This window comes from Rickettsia endosymbiont of Culicoides newsteadi (genome assembly GCF_002259525.1).
In the GTDB taxonomy this organism is placed as follows: Bacteria; Pseudomonadota; Alphaproteobacteria; order Rickettsiales; family Rickettsiaceae; genus Tisiphia.
This window is the reverse complement of sequence record NZ_MWZE01000024.1, coordinates 1-14,702: the sequence shown is the minus strand read 5'-3', so window position 1 is coordinate 14,702 and position 14,702 is coordinate 1. Positions and strand designations below refer to the sequence as shown.

The window sequence follows — 14,702 nt, the reverse complement described above, 5'->3', positions numbered from 1 at the left end:
CTCCTTATTGTTGTTTAGGATTCATTTCCTATCCTAGAAGATTAGCATATGCTTCTCATTCTGTATATAGGGTAGGTCCATACCATTAATTCAGGAGAATTTAGGGCTAGGAGCGATTATGAACAATTATTTTGAGTTATTAGGCATAGAAAAAAAATATGATATTGACTTGTCTGATCTGGATCGTCAATATTTCGCTATGCAGTTAAAATATCATCCGGATAGAACTAACTCTAACACCGAAAAGCAAAAAAATTTGGCTATCTCTATTGAGCTAAATAAGGCTTATTCAACACTTAAAGACGATTTAGCACGAGCTGAGTATCTTCTCTTGTTAAACAATATAGTTTTGGATGACCTAAAGGTTAGGCAAGGTATTTCAAAGGAACAATTGAATGTTGTGTGGAGTGAATTAGAGTTTGTTGAAACTACTGAAGACTTAACAAAGTTAGAACATATGCTAAATAACAAGATTCTTGAAAAGCAACAACTTACTAAATCTCTAACTACTGCATTCCAAAATCAAAATATGCAAGATGCCGTTGATAGTACTATAAGATTTAAATATCTTAAAAACTTAATTAATAATATTCAGCTAAAAATCAAATCATGCAAATAATAGAAATTAGTGAGGCTGGCTCTTCCCAGCATAAAGAAAATGATAAGAACATAGCCGTTGGCATTGATTTCGGTACAACAAACTCATTAATTGCTTTGTCAAATCAACAAGTGGTACAAATTATCACAAATGATCAAGATTTAGAACTTATCCCATCAGTGATAGCCTTCCATGGTGAAAGCTTTATTGTGGGTAATCATGATATAATCGATAATCTTCGCTCTATAAAAAGGCTCTTCGGTAAGAAACTATCCGATATACAAAATAACCCGACACTTTTTGCTTTAGTGAAAGATTATATTGACCTAGATAGTGAAATATTACGGCTGCAATTTGCTGGAAAATTGATGACTGTTCCGGAAATTGCCGCCCAAATCTTTCTCTATTTAAGGCAACAAGCTACTGAAAGATTAAACTCAGAAGTCAAAAAAGCGGTAATAACTGTACCGGCACATTTTAACGATGCTGCTAGAGGAGAAGTAATGCTGGCAGCAAAAATTGCTGGATTTGAGGTATTACGGTTAATTGCAGAACCAACAGCAGCAGCCTATGCGTATGGTTTCAATAAAGAAAGCAGAGGGTGTTATTTAGTATATGATTTAGGGGGAGGAACTTTTGATGTATCAATTCTCAATATGCAAACCGGCGTACTTCAGGTTATTGCCACTGGCGGAGATAATATTTTAGGCGGTGATGATATTGATCACTTAGTGATGAAGTATTTTTGTGATAAATATAAATTAGTAGCATCTAACGAATTAATAAAATTAGCAAAAAAAGTTAAAGAAACACTTAGTGTACAAAATAAATGTAGTATTATAGATAATCCGACTAGTATTGCTCCCAATTTACAAACGTCATTGCGAGGAGATACTTTAGTAGCGACGAAGCAATCCATAAAAGTAACCAAAAATGGATTGCCTCGTTTGGGCTTCGCCCCTCCTCGCAATGACACCAGTTTGTTACGGATAAATGCTAATCGGGTTAGCTATATATATGAAGAAAAGATGTTGGAGTTAGATATAGAAAATTTTGAGAGGTTAATAACACCATTAGTAGAACGTACCATAGCTATTACTAAAGATACGCTAGAACAGGCAAAGACCCCTGATATTTCAGGTATTATCCTGGTTGGTGGTTCAACTCGTATACCGTTAATTAGTAAGAGTTTAAGGCAAACATTTAATACTATTATTTTTTCAGATATTAACCCAGATAAGGCGGTAGTATGGGGTGCGGCTCTGCAAGCAGAGAGCCTAACTTCTGCAAATATTAATTCCTTATTAATCGATGTAGTGCCTTTGTCACTTGGTATTGAACTAAATGGAGGAATTACTGAAAAAATTATTCTGCGTAATAGCCCTATACCGATATCGGTTACTAAGGAGTTTACCAATTATGTGGATAACCAAACTTCTATGAAGCTACATGTGGTACAGGGGGAGAGAGAAATGGTAGAGGATTGTCGGTCACTTGCAAAATTTGAACTAAAATTGCCACTAATGAAAGCAGGGGGAGTTAGGATAGAAGTAACATTTTCTATTGATGCAGATGGCATTTTGTCAGTGTCAGCTCTAGAAAAAAATAGTAATATCTCACATAACATTGAAATAAAACCAAGTTATGGTTTAAATGAAAGTGAGATTACCGAGATTTTAGAAAATGCTTATCAAAATGCGGCTAGTGATCATAATAAGAAATTGTTACAAGAAACAATTATTAACACAAAATCTTTGCTTTATAATATAGAAAATGCTATTAGAGAGATGCCAAATCTTCTTGCAAAAAATGAAATGGAAAAAATTAATATGGCAATTAAAACTCTAAAAGAAGCAATAGACTCAAATGATCGTGATTACATTATAGAATGTAGCAAAAATTTTGAGAGTATAACAGAGCATTTTCTTGCCGAAAGATTAAATAGCACGGTGGAAGGCTTACTTAAAGGTAAGCATATTAATGAAATAAACTAAAGTGAATTGAAGATGGATGATAACTAATGCCTAAAGTAATTTTTGTTGTAGATAAAGATGGGACAGAGAAAATAGTGGACGCCCCTATAGGATTGTCTATTTTGGAAATTGCTCATCAAAACGATATTGATCTTGAAGGTGCATGCGAAGGCTCTCTAGCATGTGCTACTTGCCATGTTATTTTAGATGAGGAATTTTATCACAAATTAAAAAGTCCTTCCGAGGCAGAAGAAGATATGCTTGACTTAGCATTTGGTCTTACTCATACTTCAAGACTTGGTTGTCAGATTATTGTTACTGAAGATCTTGACGGTATAAGGGTTCGCTTACCATCTGCTACCCGTAATATTAATTTATAATTGAGTATAATAAAGTGATACGTAAAATTTTACTTTTTATTTGTTTAACTTACACCATAATATGGTTTGCCGTTGCTTATACTATCAAAAGTAATGTGGTAAGTACTATAAATAATTCAGAGACAGATAATATTAAGATATCTTATAGCCAAGTCAAAGTTTCTGGTTTCCCTTCCCGCTTGCAGATTAGTTTAGTCGAGCCAAAAATAAAATTTATTGATCATATTAATTCTAAAGAAATATCTGCTGAAAAAATGACATTTTTATTTGATTTTAGTTTTAAAAAAGCTAACTTGATTTTAGGACAAACAATAAAACAACAAGAAAATTTTGGTGGTAAGTTAATTGAATATAGTGTACAGTCGAAGCAAGATATTGCCGCACTAGTTAAATTTAATAAACCTATATATAGATTGTCTAGTGGAGATAATCTAAAATCTATCGTGAAGCTTTTGCAAGTTAACAATAAATTATTATCAATTATTCAGAAAGATAAGGAAATTTTTAATATTAGTGACTTGGTTTTCTTAATCAATAAAGCAAAATCTCAGGATGGCGAAGATATAGCTTTACAATTACGTTTGTCATATGCTGCAGAGGAAGATTTTTTGAATTTCAAAACAGCTCAGCTTGATTTAGCCACCCTAATAAATATCTCTAAGGATCAAGGTAAAGATATCAATTATATCAAAAATTTAAATATTGACCGATTAGTTTTCTCTTGTGATGATAATGCCCAAATAGCTTTAATAGGTTTTTTGCAATTTTTTGAGAGTAACTTACCAAAAGGTAAATTATCTTTTGAATTAACTAATCATCATGATATCATCGATAAGTTGATACCTAATAATTTGTTATTACCTAAAAAAATGATCAAGGCTATAATTGAGAAAGTTGCTAATTCTTCTGTATCTGAAGTGGTTAAGACAGATGATAGTGAAGTAGCAACTTATGAAAAGGTAAAATTTGATATTGAGTTTTCTGATAATGGCATACATATAGGTTCAATTAATCTGCTTGAGTTTAAACTAGAGGATAATCAGGCTGATACCCTGCAAGAAGAAATATCGGAAAATTAAGGCTAAAGCTATATGGGTTTTATATTGTGTTGTTATTACCACAAACTATCGCCATAATATTATTGACCAATGTTATAATAGTTTTTTAAGTTGGCTGAAGACAAATATTATGCTATACACCTAAAGCTAGGTGACCTAAGTGAAATTTGAAAAGAATTTATGTTTCACAGGTATTTATTTGAGAGCCTATAAGGGATTCTTGTTTATTAATTTTAAGGAGAAATATATGAAAAAACTATTGTTAATTGCCGCTACCAGTACGGCTCTTTTGACTTCTGCTACATCATTTGCTGCAACAGGTGGGTTTTATCTTAAAGCTGAAGGTGGTGCAACTAGGTTGAATATGCTAAATTTTAAGGATGATAAAGACAAGAGTATTGGTAAGTCTAAACCCGTTATTTCTGGTATTTTTGGTGTTGGTGCTGGTTATAATGCGATGGATAATGTTAGAATAGAACTAACCCTTGACTTCCTAACCAATCCAGAATTTAAATGTTCTCGTACTTTTAAAAATCCAAACGACGATAAGGACACATCTGTAGAATCTCAAGCTAAAGAAAATGTAAGATCATTATTGCTTAGTGGTTATGTTGATGTGTATGAGTTTGCAGGTATTGGTAAAATCTTTGCCGGAGCTGGTGTTGGTATGGCTCAAGTGCAACAAAAGATTACTTCTACTACAACTTATGATGGAAAGGTTGTAAAAGGAGAAAAAGATACTTCATCCTATGATATGGCTAATAACTTTGCTTATCAACTAACTGCTGGTGTTTCTTTTAATTTGGCTGATAACATGAACCTAGATCTTAGCTATAGCTGGAGAGATTATGGAGAAACAGGCGAAATAAAAAAGGACAAAGATGATAAGAGCAAGGATAAGGACAAGACGCCTAAAGCCACCATTAGAAGTCACAACTTGATGGCTGGTATAAGATTTGATCTCTAATAAATAGTTTATTGATTCATTATTTTTATTCTACAAAAAAAGGGGGCTTTTTAGCCCTCTTTTTTTTGTGCTTTTTCAGTCTTTGACAAAAACAAAATATATTTAATTTGCAATTAAATATTGCATAAAAATTGAAAATCTGTTAGAGTTTAATTGAAAGTCTGTTAAATTTCTTTTACTTATAATTAGGAGCAAATATATGAAAAAATTATTGTTAATTATCGCTACCAGTACAGCTCTTTTGACTTCTGTCGCATCATTTGCCGATGAAAATCAGCCTGCAGATGTAATGAAAGCAAATCCAAATGAACATCGCTTTTATCTAAAATTTGAAGGTGGTGCAAGTAAGTTAAATACAACAAAGTCTGACGAACCTAGCAATCTCTCTATAACAGCAACGTTCAAGAGTAAATCAAATACCGCTGGTATTTTTTGGTATGGGTTATTATTGCATGGAAAATGGCAGACTAGAATTTACACTTAATGCTTTAGTCGGTTCAGAAGCTAAAGACTTTTTCACCATTAGTAGTCATTCTTTTAAAAAACAAGTAACGGTAAACGGAACGGCAATTCGTAAAGCTAATATTACGTCATTGTTGTTCAGTGGTTATGTTGATTCTCCTAAAGTAGGAGGTATTTTTCAGTTCTTTGTAGGGGGTGGTATTGGTTTAGCTCACATAAAAGAAAAAACTAATGTGAATTTTGTTACTACCTCAAAAGAAACATTATATATATGGGGCAAAGGAGATGTAGAAACCCCAGCTAATTCTACTACATTTAATGTTGAGGAAAAGGCTAATTCTACTAACGTTGCTTGTCAGATAGTTGCCGGTGTTTCGGCTGATATAACTAATGGCGTAAAGGCTGAGATTGCATATAGCTGGAAAAATTATGGGAAAGTAGTATACAAAGAAATGAGGGCTTCAGAGGTAGGTTATGCTTATGGACCTAACAAGGTAGTTTTAGGCCATACCTACAGAGGTCATAACTTGATTGCTGGTATAAGGTTTGATCTCTAATAATCAACAGTTATAGTCAATTGATAAGAAATTGGTGACGTTGTTATTTATCGCTCGGCGATTAGATGTAAGGCTATAAATACAGATAATCCTTTTGTACACTGGGTTATGTAGTAATTTTGAGCAGGACTTATAATAAAATATCAAGTCAATAGCAGGAATGTTTTGACAATTTCAGATATAAAATGTATCAAATAATGGAAGACTTGAATTATTTTTAAATAACGCGGGATCTGCGTATTGTGATAATAAAAGAACTTGCAATAATGTTTAAAAAATAAATTAAGTGGTTTAATATGCAAAAAAAGAAAAAACCTCATACCCCTATTATACCTGCTGCTAATCGGAAAACCAATAATTCAGAGGCGGTTGATGCGATGTTTGGCAATATAATGATGGATATGATGAAAGAAGGTCAGTGCGGTCATGATCATGATTTAGAGGATGATTTCTATGCAGAACAAATGATGAGTATTTTACCTAACATTATCAGGTCTACCATTGATATGGCAAAGTTGGTGATTGATAATAGAGTAAGAAATTCTGATAGAATGACAGACGATGATATTTATCAAATTCACCGTGACGCTTTTAAACATCTTAATAGTGTATTTACTGAAGATTAATGATAGCCGGTTGAGTAACAGCAATTATAAATTCATCTTACGTATGGCATATAGAAAATAGCTTGGCATCATTGCACATAGGTGTCAGTTTAAGAAAACAATAGTTGAAAAATCGTCATTGCGAGGAGCCACTTTAGTGGCGACGAAGCAATCCAATAAATGTGGATTGCCACGACCACTACGTGGTCTCGCAATGACGACTTTTCTGTAATTTTTAAATTGCCACAAAGTTATGCGTAAGGTAAGTAAATTATCAATTTTATTATGCTTTACTACGATGCAAGCCTTGCATATCAAGGTTCTTATGAATTTTCTAACCCAGAATTTGGGTTATAAGTAATAGGCGTCGCTCCATCGTTCCTAGCATCAACTTTTCCTAAGTTGGCTATAACTAAAGATATTTAGCAAATTTTCCGCATTATCAGTATCAGCAAGCTTATTATTTTTATATTCTCGACATTTAAGGCATTTATGGGTCAAGACCAAACCTTTTTTACCGTCTATTTTATAAGAAATTGGTTGCATTAGCCCATTACATCCAGATGCCCTATCGCCAGGATTAATATCTACATGCTTACTGTAGAAACATATTGAGCAATGATTAGTATAACCATTGCCTTGGATAAATTCACCACACATCTCGCAATTAAAATCTTCTTTATTTCTATAAAACTTTTTTGCTACCATTAACTTAACTTATTATTTGGATATATTTCTTAATCATCCTTTTTACTGAATCATCCAGCAGGAGTTCTTGGTGATTGCCAGCAAAATCTAGCCATCTTAAATCATGTGATTCGGCATTTTTTACAAAACAATCGTTACAAACGGTTTTTAATAAAAATCTCACATCATAATGATAATGCTCCTGCTCTTTAGCATTATAGTCAATTGATGAGAAGTTGGGGACGTCGTCGCTCATCGCTCGCCTATTACTTATAGGCGTCGCTCCATCGCTCCTAGCCCCAAATTCTCCTGAATTGACTATAGTAGGAATAAAATGAACATCTATATCGTAAATTTGTTTAGAAACTGGCTCAATATCTAAAATTCCAGATTCTTCTTGAGCCTCTTTAATTGCTACAGCTAAAAGATTATTATTACCATCACAATGCCCTCCTGGCTGCAACCATTTACCCAACTTACGATGATGCATCAATAAGAATTTTGTTTTACTAGAATTAAGCAAAAATCCTGAGCTAGTAAAATGCCCTTCTTTTGTCTCTCTACTAAAAGGATTTTCACAATTATCTAAAAAGTCTAACATCCTTTGTTTATACTCATTTTCTTCTTGAAAATTGCTGACATAATTTTTTATATTCTCACGCAAGTTCATAATATTTCTTTTCGTCCAATTTCGGTCATTTCTATTACCAGCTGCTTTATTTTTCTGATTTCTGACTTATTTGCGATCAGTAACGCATCTTTAGTATTAATAATTATTATATTATCCATTCCTATTACCGCAGTAAGCTTATTATTAGAGCTAATATATGAATTGGTACTATCAATGTTGATCACATCACCTTCACAGTAATTATTGGTTGTGTCTTTCTCTTGCATTTGCCATAAAGAATGCCAATTACCAATATCATTCCAACTAAAATTGGCTTCTATCATAATCATTTGCCTAATATTTTCGATTATAGCATAGTCTAAAGAAATTGGTGTAATATGTAGATATGGTTCTAAAGCAAGAGTTATATTACCACAATTTTAGTTGCAGAATAATATGCTTTATATGCATGTTTAAATAGTTCCTTTTGCCATAATTTAGCCTGCTCTAAAATAAAATCTATATTAAAAATAAAAATTCCTGAATTCCAAAAATATTTGCTATTTTTATATTTGTCATTTTCTTCTAAATAATTTTGTGCCTGTTGAATAGTAGGCTTTTCTACAAATTGTTCAGTTTTATAAATTCTATCTGCTAATAACTTCTTTATTTTAATATAACCATATTCGCTATTTGCAAAACTAGGTCTAATGCCAATAGTACAAATACCAAATTTTGCCAAATAATTCAAAGATTTATTAATAGTATCTAAGTAGTTATTAACATTGTGTATATAATGGTCAGAAGGCAGCAATATAATCGTATCATAGCCATTATTCTTTGCTTGAATAGCTGATATAATCGCACATGATGCTGTATTTTTAGCCACAGGCTCTATTATTAAATCTGCTTCTATATTTAGCTCTCTAAGTTGCTCCTGTGCTATTGATTCATAATCCTTAGCAATTATTAAAGTTGGTTTACCTAAAGTTTTATTAGTAATCAAAGTTTTTTGGATTAAACTAAAATTATCAAATATTCTGATGAATTGTTTAGGTTGCATTTGTCTCGATAATGGCCATAATCTTGTTCCTAGACCACCAGCCATAATTACTGGTTTTATTTTCATCGCTATTAATTGTATTAATTTCTAACTAATTCAATTAATAGTATAAAATATATGACAAGTCTACTAAAAACAAATATAAGAAACCTGTATGCACAAAAAAAATAAAAAAACTAATAAATTTTTCTTTAAAGTAGTTGGGATAATTATAATTATCTATGGTTTATATCGAGGTTATGTAGAGTTTTATGATCACCAATGGAGGTATGTAACTCCTACCGACCAACAAGTACAGAAATATACAATTAGTGCAGATACAGCCTTAAACTTATATCAATTGATGAAAGATACCCATGAAATATTGACTAAGCATAACATAAATTATTGGATTGAGGGCGGCACGCTTCTTGGAGCAGTAAGACACCAAGGTATTATACCTTTTGATGATGACTTAGATATTGGCATAATGCATGCTGATGAAATCAGATTACAAGATATATTAACGGATTTCACAGAGTTAGGTTATAAAGTTCGTCATCAAAGTTTTTACACGATATGTTCTAAGGTTTGTATAGATATTTTTATCTTCCGGCAAAAAGATGAAAAGTTTTTATATAGTAATTTTAGAGCATTAGATAGATTTCCTAATGATTTCTTTTATGTGAATGAATTATTTCCACTGAAAAAATATCAATTTGGTGAGATTGAAATTTATGGTCCTAATGAATCTAAAGGAAATTTAGATAGAGCTTATCCGGAATGGGATAAATATGCTGTAATTCAACAACCGCATAATTTTCATGTTACCCTTTCACCTATTGAACAAAAGACTAAATTTATTTTAACTCCGAAATTATTAGAACCAGCTAAACCAACTGGTCCTTTAGAAAATCGGGTAATTCCCAAATCATTAATTAAATAGTTAGTTGAATTCAACAGAATCGAGGAATTAGAATAAACACTGTTAATATTTGATTTATAGGATTAATATGTTAGACTATACTTACTTGTGAATTAAACATCAAAATTTGAAGGCTTAATGAAGTTTCAAAAAGAGTCGGTTATTTTAAATAACGAACAAGACTCTATATCGTTTGCACAAACTATCGCTAAAAATTTAGAGTCTAATAAAATTATAACTTTTTCAGGTGATTTAGGTTGTGGAAAAACATTTATCTGTCGAGAGATTATAAAGCATTTTTGTGAATCTGATATTAATATCAGCAGCCCTACTTTTAATTTGCTACAAATCTACAAGACTTCAAAATTTATGATTTATCATTTTGATCTCTACCGTTTAAATTATTTAGAAGAAATTTATGAACTAGGTATAGAAGAAGCCTTGCAGGGCAATATTTGTCTAATTGAATGGCCAGAAATAATTGAAGAAATATTACCGCCACCTATAACTAAAATTCATCTACAAATACTCGAAGATAATAAACGATCTTGTAGTATTTATCATTTCTCATAATCTAACCTCAATTCGGGATAAAAATAAGCAATATCACAAAAATAATGAATACAGCTATTAGTGGAGCAAAAATATCTGTTATAGTCAATTGATGAGAAGTTGGTAACGTTATAAATCTGATTAGTATTTAACCTCAGAGTCATTGCGAGGAGCTACTTTAGTAGCAACGAAGCAATCCAGAAAACGAGTAGAAATGGATTGCTTCGGAGGCTTATGCCTCCTCGCAATGACAGCATGATGGGTACTTATTCGACACTAATTCAGGTTATACGAAGTATGTTTGAGTTTCAATTCAACAAAAAATAATTAGTAATGACCATTGATAATATTATTGTATTACTATATTTGATATCGATACTTGTTATTGGTATCTACTATAGATCTAGACTTAGAGGTTTTGCCAATTATGCTACCGTTCAAGACAAGATTAAAAATAGCAGGATATTATTAGTTGCAACTATTTTTACTTCATCGGTTGGCGGAGCTACTACTTTGGGTATTGCAGAAAAAGCTTTTTCTGGTGATTTATCGTATAGTTATGGACTGATACTCTCTCTGCCAGTCGATATACTAATAGCTATTTATCTTGTACCCCAAATAACTAAACATTATGGAGCAGAAAGTGTTGGCGATATAATGGCAAAATATTATGGAGAAACAGGACGTTTTATTGCTGGCATCACAACTATTATGGTATCTATAGGCTTTGTTGCTGCCCAAATTAGTGTTAGTGGATATATTTTTCAATATATTTTAAAAATTAACTACTTAGAAGGAACTCTATTAAGTTATGGGATTGTTATTATCTACACAACTATTGGTGGGTTACAATCAATTATGTTTACTAATTTACTACAATTCTTCGCGATGATAATTGCTTTGCCAATTATTGCAATATGTGGTCTTAACAAAATTGGTATTAGTGATTTTATCAACCAATTACCTATTGAAAAAGTATATTTTATTCATCATAATAATTTTGCCAGTGAGCTATTTATTAATACGATAACCGCTATGCTAGGATTTTATGTAATGAACTTATATCCTATTTTTATTCAAAGAGCTTTAATTAACAATAATGCCAAAAAGACTAGTAATGCTATATATATAAAATCAAGTATATATGCTATATTTTTAATATTTATAACCTTAAATGGGTTAATCGCCTATAATCTTTACCCCGACTACTCTTCTAATTTAGCATTGCCACACCTAATTGATCAAATAGTTCCTTCAGGGTTACAAGGCTTTGTGATAATTGGCTTACTTGCATCAGTCATGTCTACTGCTGATTCTGATTTAAATGTTACCTCAATAGCTCTAGTGAAAGACTTGTTGACTCCTATTTTTAAAATACAGAATCAAAAGAAATTATTGCTAATTACTAGAATTGCTAATGTTGTAATCGGAAGTTTTGCCATAATCATCGCTTTAAAATTTGATAATGTAATTGATCTAGTAGTGTTTATCACCGGGTCTTGGGGACCAATAATATTAGTTCCTCTAATATTTGCCTTTTTCAACATCACTATAACACAAAGAATGATGATTCTATGCGGATTAAGTGGAGCCTCCTCTTTCTGCATTTGGACATATTTTTTTGCTAGTAATTTTCGACTAAAGGGTGTCTTTATTGGTACTATGTGTAGTTTGTTAGTTTTTTGCATAGGATTACTTAGAAAAAGGCTCGGTTATGTTACAAAATTCTAAACTTATAGGCAGTGATTTAATAAGATATCACCTCGAGAATGCACCTAGCCTGCCTGGAGTTTATAAAATGCTGAAAGCTGATCGGCAAGTTATCTATGTAGGCAAAGCTAAGAATCTAAAAAAACGTCTTACTAACTATATTAAAACTGATCTTGATAATAAAACAATATTAATGATCTCTCTAACGCATTATTTAGAGTATAATGTTACTAATTCTGAGGTTGAAGCTTTATTGCTCGAAGCCCAGTTAATTAAAAAATTTCAACCTAAGTTTAATGTATTACTTAAGGATGATAAGTCTTTTCCTTATATTAAATTACGCTTAGATGTTGATTACCCACAATTAATTAAATATAGAGGAAAGAACTTATCTGGTGGCGAGTTTTTTGGTCCATTTGTTTCCTCAGAGCAAGTCGATACTACCTTAAAAGAATTACAGAAAATTTTTAAATTACGGTCTTGTAGTGATAATTATTTTAACAATCGCAAACGCCCTTGTTTGCAGTATCAAATTGGTCGATGTTCTGCCCCATGTGTTGAAAAAATTAGTAAAGAAAATTATAGTGAACTAGTATGCCAAGTAAAGAATTTCTTAAATGGTAAAACTAAAGAATTACAAAAAACTTTATCTCACAAAATGGAAGAATTAAGTATACAATTACGTTTTGAAGAAGCTGCCGAAATACGAGACCGAATAAAAGCGCTAAGTTATATCCAACTAAAATCAACTTTATCTAGTAATTCTATTAAAAACGCTGATGTTATAGCTATCGTTGAAAAGAATAATTATTATTGTATTCAGCTATTTGTATATAGATTTGGTCAATCTTATGGGAATATAGCGTACTTTCCGTTTCATACGGAGGGCGGTAGTAAATCAGAAATATTGACACAATTTATAAATCAATTTTATCAAAATGCTCAAATTCCGAATGAGATAATTATAAACCATCCTATCATTGATCTAGAATTAGTAACCAAGGCTATTAGACAATTGAGTGGGAATAGCAAATTTAACATCAGACTATACTCGAATGATCTGGAGAATGGGGACAATAAACAAGGGATGAGCGAGCGGAGCGTAGATGAAGTATGTAAGTACGCCAATCCCCCGAAGTTTTGCGGAGCCAATTCTTCAAAGCATTCGAGTATAAGATTATTAGAAAATGCTGAGTTTAATGCCCAGTTATCACTTAATCAGCATTTAAAACAATTTGCTAAAAATCAAATTATCTTTCAACAAATACAACAATTATTCGATCTGCCTACCATACCAGATAGAATTGAAGTTTATGATAATAGTCACATTATGGGAACATTTGCCGTAGGTAGCATGATTGTTGCTAACCAATCAGGTTTCGATAAAAAAGAATATAGAATTTTTAATATATCTATTCCCCAAGGGAATTCCCAAGGTGATGATTATGAGATGTTAAGAATCGTCTTAACAAGAAGATTTACTAGATTAAAAAAAGAACATCTACCAAATGAGCAGACAAGTACCAACTTCTCATCAATTGACTATAAAACTTTAATGATTATCGATGGAGGCAAGGGGCATCTATCTGTAGTACAAAAAATAATGAAAGAATTTGATCTTAAAATTCCAGTTGTTTGTATGTCAAAAGGACCTGACAGAAATGCTGGATGTGAACAATTTCATATGCCTAATAAAGAGGCTTTTACAATCGATAAGAGTCTTCCGGTCATGAAATATTTACAAATTTTGCGGGATGAAGCACATAATTTTGCTATAAAAAACCATAGGCTACGCCGTTCCAAAGCTATTAAAGTTTCTAGTCTAGATGACATAAGTTCAATTGGTGTCACCCGAAAGAAAGCCTTGTTACATTATTTTGGCTCATATAAAGCAATATGTGATGCCACTATTGATGAATTATCTAAAGTCAATGGTATAAGCCAAACCCTTGCAAAAAACATTTTTACATCGTTACATAATAAATAATAGACTACTTATTGTTTATACAGAATAATGCAAATAGTAACTCACCTTACGCATGGTATTTGAAAGTCATATAGAAAATAGTTTGGCGTCATTGTGAGAAGCTACTTTAGTAGCATTGAAACAATCCAAATGGATTGCCACGACCACTATGTGGTCTCGCAATGACAGATAACGTCATTGCGATGAGCCGCTAAAAGCGGCGACGCAGCAATCCATTTTTGTGTCACCCCTGCGTAGGTAGAGGGGTCTAGATTCCCGCCTACGCGGGAATGATGGTATGGACGAGTGAAGCGAAATATGCTTTACTTGTACGGAGTCAGCTGAAAAATAGTTTTCAGCTGCTCCAAATTAAATAATAATTTAATTAATAGATCCATACCATGATAAATAATAGCATAAAAAATACTATAATAGGAATAGATTTAGCAAAAAATAGTATGCACTTGGTGCAAGTCGATCAAAATGGCAAAAAAATAGGTTACCAAAAAGTTACAAGAGATGAGTTAATAGCCTATTTAAGCAATCTCGATAAAAGTTCATTGGTAGCTATGGAGGCATGTGGAGGAGCTAATTATTGGTCACAGGAAAT

17 protein-coding genes and 1 pseudogene are annotated in these 14,702 nt (G+C 32.1%); 13 read left to right on the top strand and 5 right to left on the bottom strand.

Going from position 1 to position 14,702, the window contains the following annotated elements; all coding sequences use genetic code 11:
* The first annotated feature begins 118 nt into the window (after positions 1-118).
* The 8 genes from hscB (at position 119) to RiCNE_RS02865 (ending at position 6,621) form a co-directional block, all read left to right on the top strand.
* On the top strand, positions 119-619 hold the full coding sequence (gene hscB, locus RiCNE_RS02900; protein ID WP_094649122.1) for a Fe-S protein assembly co-chaperone HscB: 501 nt from the start codon (positions 119-121) through the stop codon (positions 617-619).
* Positions 610-2,592, top strand: coding sequence for an Hsp70 family protein (locus tag RiCNE_RS02895; RefSeq protein ID WP_094649121.1), 1,983 nt, complete (start codon positions 610-612; stop codon positions 2,590-2,592). The genes hscB and RiCNE_RS02895 overlap by 10 nt, the downstream gene beginning before the upstream one ends.
* A gap of 26 nt (positions 2,593-2,618) precedes the next feature.
* Positions 2,619-2,951 (top strand): ferredoxin family 2Fe-2S iron-sulfur cluster binding protein, encoded by a 333-nt coding sequence (locus RiCNE_RS02890; RefSeq protein ID WP_094649120.1) that lies wholly within the window; start codon positions 2,619-2,621, stop codon positions 2,949-2,951.
* A gap of 14 nt (positions 2,952-2,965) precedes the next feature.
* On the top strand, positions 2,966-4,030 hold the full coding sequence (locus tag RiCNE_RS02885; protein WP_094649119.1) for a hypothetical protein: 1,065 nt from the start codon (positions 2,966-2,968) through the stop codon (positions 4,028-4,030).
* 226 nt (positions 4,031-4,256) lie between these two features.
* Positions 4,257-4,976, top strand: coding sequence for an outer membrane protein (locus RiCNE_RS02880; RefSeq protein WP_094649118.1), 720 nt, complete (start codon positions 4,257-4,259; stop codon positions 4,974-4,976).
* A 199-nt stretch (positions 4,977-5,175) separates the two neighbouring features.
* Complete coding sequence (locus tag RiCNE_RS02875) at positions 5,176-5,460, top strand: hypothetical protein (RefSeq protein ID WP_094649117.1); 285 nt, start codon at positions 5,176-5,178, stop codon at positions 5,458-5,460.
* Positions 5,429-5,995 (top strand): hypothetical protein, encoded by a 567-nt coding sequence (locus tag RiCNE_RS02870; protein ID WP_094649116.1) that lies wholly within the window; start codon positions 5,429-5,431, stop codon positions 5,993-5,995. The genes RiCNE_RS02875 and RiCNE_RS02870 overlap by 32 nt, the downstream gene beginning before the upstream one ends.
* 296 nt (positions 5,996-6,291) lie before the next feature.
* Positions 6,292-6,621: a hypothetical protein gene (locus RiCNE_RS02865; protein WP_094649115.1), complete on the top strand. Its 330-nt coding sequence runs from the start codon at positions 6,292-6,294 to the stop codon at positions 6,619-6,621.
* A gap of 366 nt (positions 6,622-6,987) precedes the next feature.
* Here RiCNE_RS02865 and RiCNE_RS02860 read toward each other — a convergent pair whose 3' ends face one another.
* The 4 genes from RiCNE_RS02860 to RiCNE_RS02850 all read right to left on the bottom strand — a co-directional run bounded on the left by RiCNE_RS02860 (position 6,988) and on the right by RiCNE_RS02850 (position 9,026).
* Positions 6,988-7,308 (bottom strand): RNHCP domain-containing protein, encoded by a 321-nt coding sequence (locus RiCNE_RS02860; RefSeq protein WP_094649114.1) that lies wholly within the window; start codon positions 7,306-7,308, stop codon positions 6,988-6,990.
* Positions 7,309-7,312: 4 nt separating this feature from the next.
* On the bottom strand, positions 7,313-7,957 hold the full coding sequence (locus tag RiCNE_RS02855; protein WP_094649113.1) for an NUDIX hydrolase: 645 nt from the start codon (positions 7,955-7,957) through the stop codon (positions 7,313-7,315).
* Positions 7,954-8,241, bottom strand: coding sequence for a hypothetical protein (locus RiCNE_RS07980; RefSeq protein WP_239832631.1), 288 nt, complete (start codon positions 8,239-8,241; stop codon positions 7,954-7,956). Before RiCNE_RS07980 ends, RiCNE_RS02855 begins: the two co-directional genes overlap by 4 nt.
* An 80-nt stretch (positions 8,242-8,321) precedes the next feature.
* The gene (locus RiCNE_RS02850; RefSeq protein WP_239832629.1) at positions 8,322-9,026 is read right to left on the bottom strand and encodes a sugar phosphate nucleotidyltransferase; all 705 of its coding nucleotides are present in this window, start codon (positions 9,024-9,026) and stop codon (positions 8,322-8,324) included.
* Between the two features lie 88 nt (positions 9,027-9,114).
* Here RiCNE_RS02850 and RiCNE_RS02845 point away from each other — a divergent pair, with 88 nt between their 5' ends.
* The gene (locus tag RiCNE_RS02845) at positions 9,115-9,885 is read left to right on the top strand and encodes a LicD family protein (protein ID WP_094649112.1); all 771 of its coding nucleotides are present in this window, start codon (positions 9,115-9,117) and stop codon (positions 9,883-9,885) included.
* Between the two features lie 117 nt (positions 9,886-10,002).
* The gene (tsaE, locus tag RiCNE_RS02840) at positions 10,003-10,437 is read left to right on the top strand and encodes a tRNA (adenosine(37)-N6)-threonylcarbamoyltransferase complex ATPase subunit type 1 TsaE (protein ID WP_094649111.1); all 435 of its coding nucleotides are present in this window, start codon (positions 10,003-10,005) and stop codon (positions 10,435-10,437) included.
* On the opposite strand, the gene RiCNE_RS07450 is transcribed toward tsaE, so the two are convergent.
* Positions 10,425-10,580 (bottom strand): hypothetical protein, encoded by a 156-nt coding sequence (locus tag RiCNE_RS07450; protein WP_157905657.1) that lies wholly within the window; start codon positions 10,578-10,580, stop codon positions 10,425-10,427. The two genes, tsaE and RiCNE_RS07450, sit on opposite strands and share 13 nt — an antisense overlap.
* 169 nt (positions 10,581-10,749) lie before the next feature.
* On the opposite strand from RiCNE_RS07450, the gene RiCNE_RS02835 reads away from it, so the two are divergent.
* The 3 genes and pseudogenes from RiCNE_RS02835 to RiCNE_RS02825 all read left to right on the top strand — a co-directional run.
* Positions 10,750-12,147 carry a sodium:solute symporter family protein gene (locus tag RiCNE_RS02835; protein WP_094649110.1) on the top strand — a complete coding sequence of 466 codons (1,398 nt, stop codon included), beginning with the start codon at positions 10,750-10,752 and terminating at the stop codon, positions 12,145-12,147.
* Positions 12,131-14,113, top strand: a complete 1,983-nt coding sequence (uvrC, locus tag RiCNE_RS02830) for an excinuclease ABC subunit UvrC (RefSeq protein WP_094649109.1) — start codon at positions 12,131-12,133, stop codon at positions 14,111-14,113. Before RiCNE_RS02835 ends, uvrC begins: the two co-directional genes overlap by 17 nt.
* 380 nt (positions 14,114-14,493) lie before the next feature.
* Positions 14,494-14,702: pseudogene (locus RiCNE_RS02825) on the top strand (IS110 family transposase); the annotation flags it as partial.

Excerpts from the sequence above, each read along its gene's own strand:
- RiCNE_RS07980 (WP_239832631.1), bottom strand. The coding sequence starts at position 8,241 with ATGATAGAAGCCAATTTTAGTTGGAATGATATTGGTAATTGGCATTCT.
- RiCNE_RS02880 (WP_094649118.1), top strand. The coding sequence starts at position 4,257 with ATGAAAAAACTATTGTTAATTGCCGCTACCAGTACGGCTCTTTTGACT.
- RiCNE_RS02835 (WP_094649110.1), top strand. The coding sequence starts at position 10,750 with ATGACCATTGATAATATTATTGTATTACTATATTTGATATCGATACTT.
- RiCNE_RS07450 (WP_157905657.1), bottom strand. The coding sequence starts at position 10,580 with ATGACTCTGAGGTTAAATACTAATCAGATTTATAACGTTACCAACTTC.
- RiCNE_RS02895 (WP_094649121.1), top strand. The coding sequence starts at position 610 with ATGCAAATAATAGAAATTAGTGAGGCTGGCTCTTCCCAGCATAAAGAA.
- RiCNE_RS02870 (WP_094649116.1), top strand. The coding sequence starts at position 5,429 with ATGGAAAATGGCAGACTAGAATTTACACTTAATGCTTTAGTCGGTTCA.
- RiCNE_RS02850 (WP_239832629.1), bottom strand. The coding sequence starts at position 9,026 with ATGAAAATAAAACCAGTAATTATGGCTGGTGGTCTAGGAACAAGATTA.
- uvrC (WP_094649109.1), top strand. The coding sequence starts at position 12,131 with ATGTTACAAAATTCTAAACTTATAGGCAGTGATTTAATAAGATATCAC.
- RiCNE_RS02875 (WP_094649117.1), top strand. The coding sequence starts at position 5,176 with ATGAAAAAATTATTGTTAATTATCGCTACCAGTACAGCTCTTTTGACT.
- hscB (WP_094649122.1), top strand. The coding sequence starts at position 119 with ATGAACAATTATTTTGAGTTATTAGGCATAGAAAAAAAATATGATATT.
- RiCNE_RS02860 (WP_094649114.1), bottom strand. The coding sequence starts at position 7,308 with ATGGTAGCAAAAAAGTTTTATAGAAATAAAGAAGATTTTAATTGCGAG.
- RiCNE_RS02865 (WP_094649115.1), top strand. The coding sequence starts at position 6,292 with ATGCAAAAAAAGAAAAAACCTCATACCCCTATTATACCTGCTGCTAAT.
- tsaE (WP_094649111.1), top strand. The coding sequence starts at position 10,003 with ATGAAGTTTCAAAAAGAGTCGGTTATTTTAAATAACGAACAAGACTCT.
- RiCNE_RS02890 (WP_094649120.1), top strand. The coding sequence starts at position 2,619 with ATGCCTAAAGTAATTTTTGTTGTAGATAAAGATGGGACAGAGAAAATA.
- RiCNE_RS02855 (WP_094649113.1), bottom strand. The coding sequence starts at position 7,957 with ATGAACTTGCGTGAGAATATAAAAAATTATGTCAGCAATTTTCAAGAA.
- RiCNE_RS02845 (WP_094649112.1), top strand. The coding sequence starts at position 9,115 with ATGCACAAAAAAAATAAAAAAACTAATAAATTTTTCTTTAAAGTAGTT.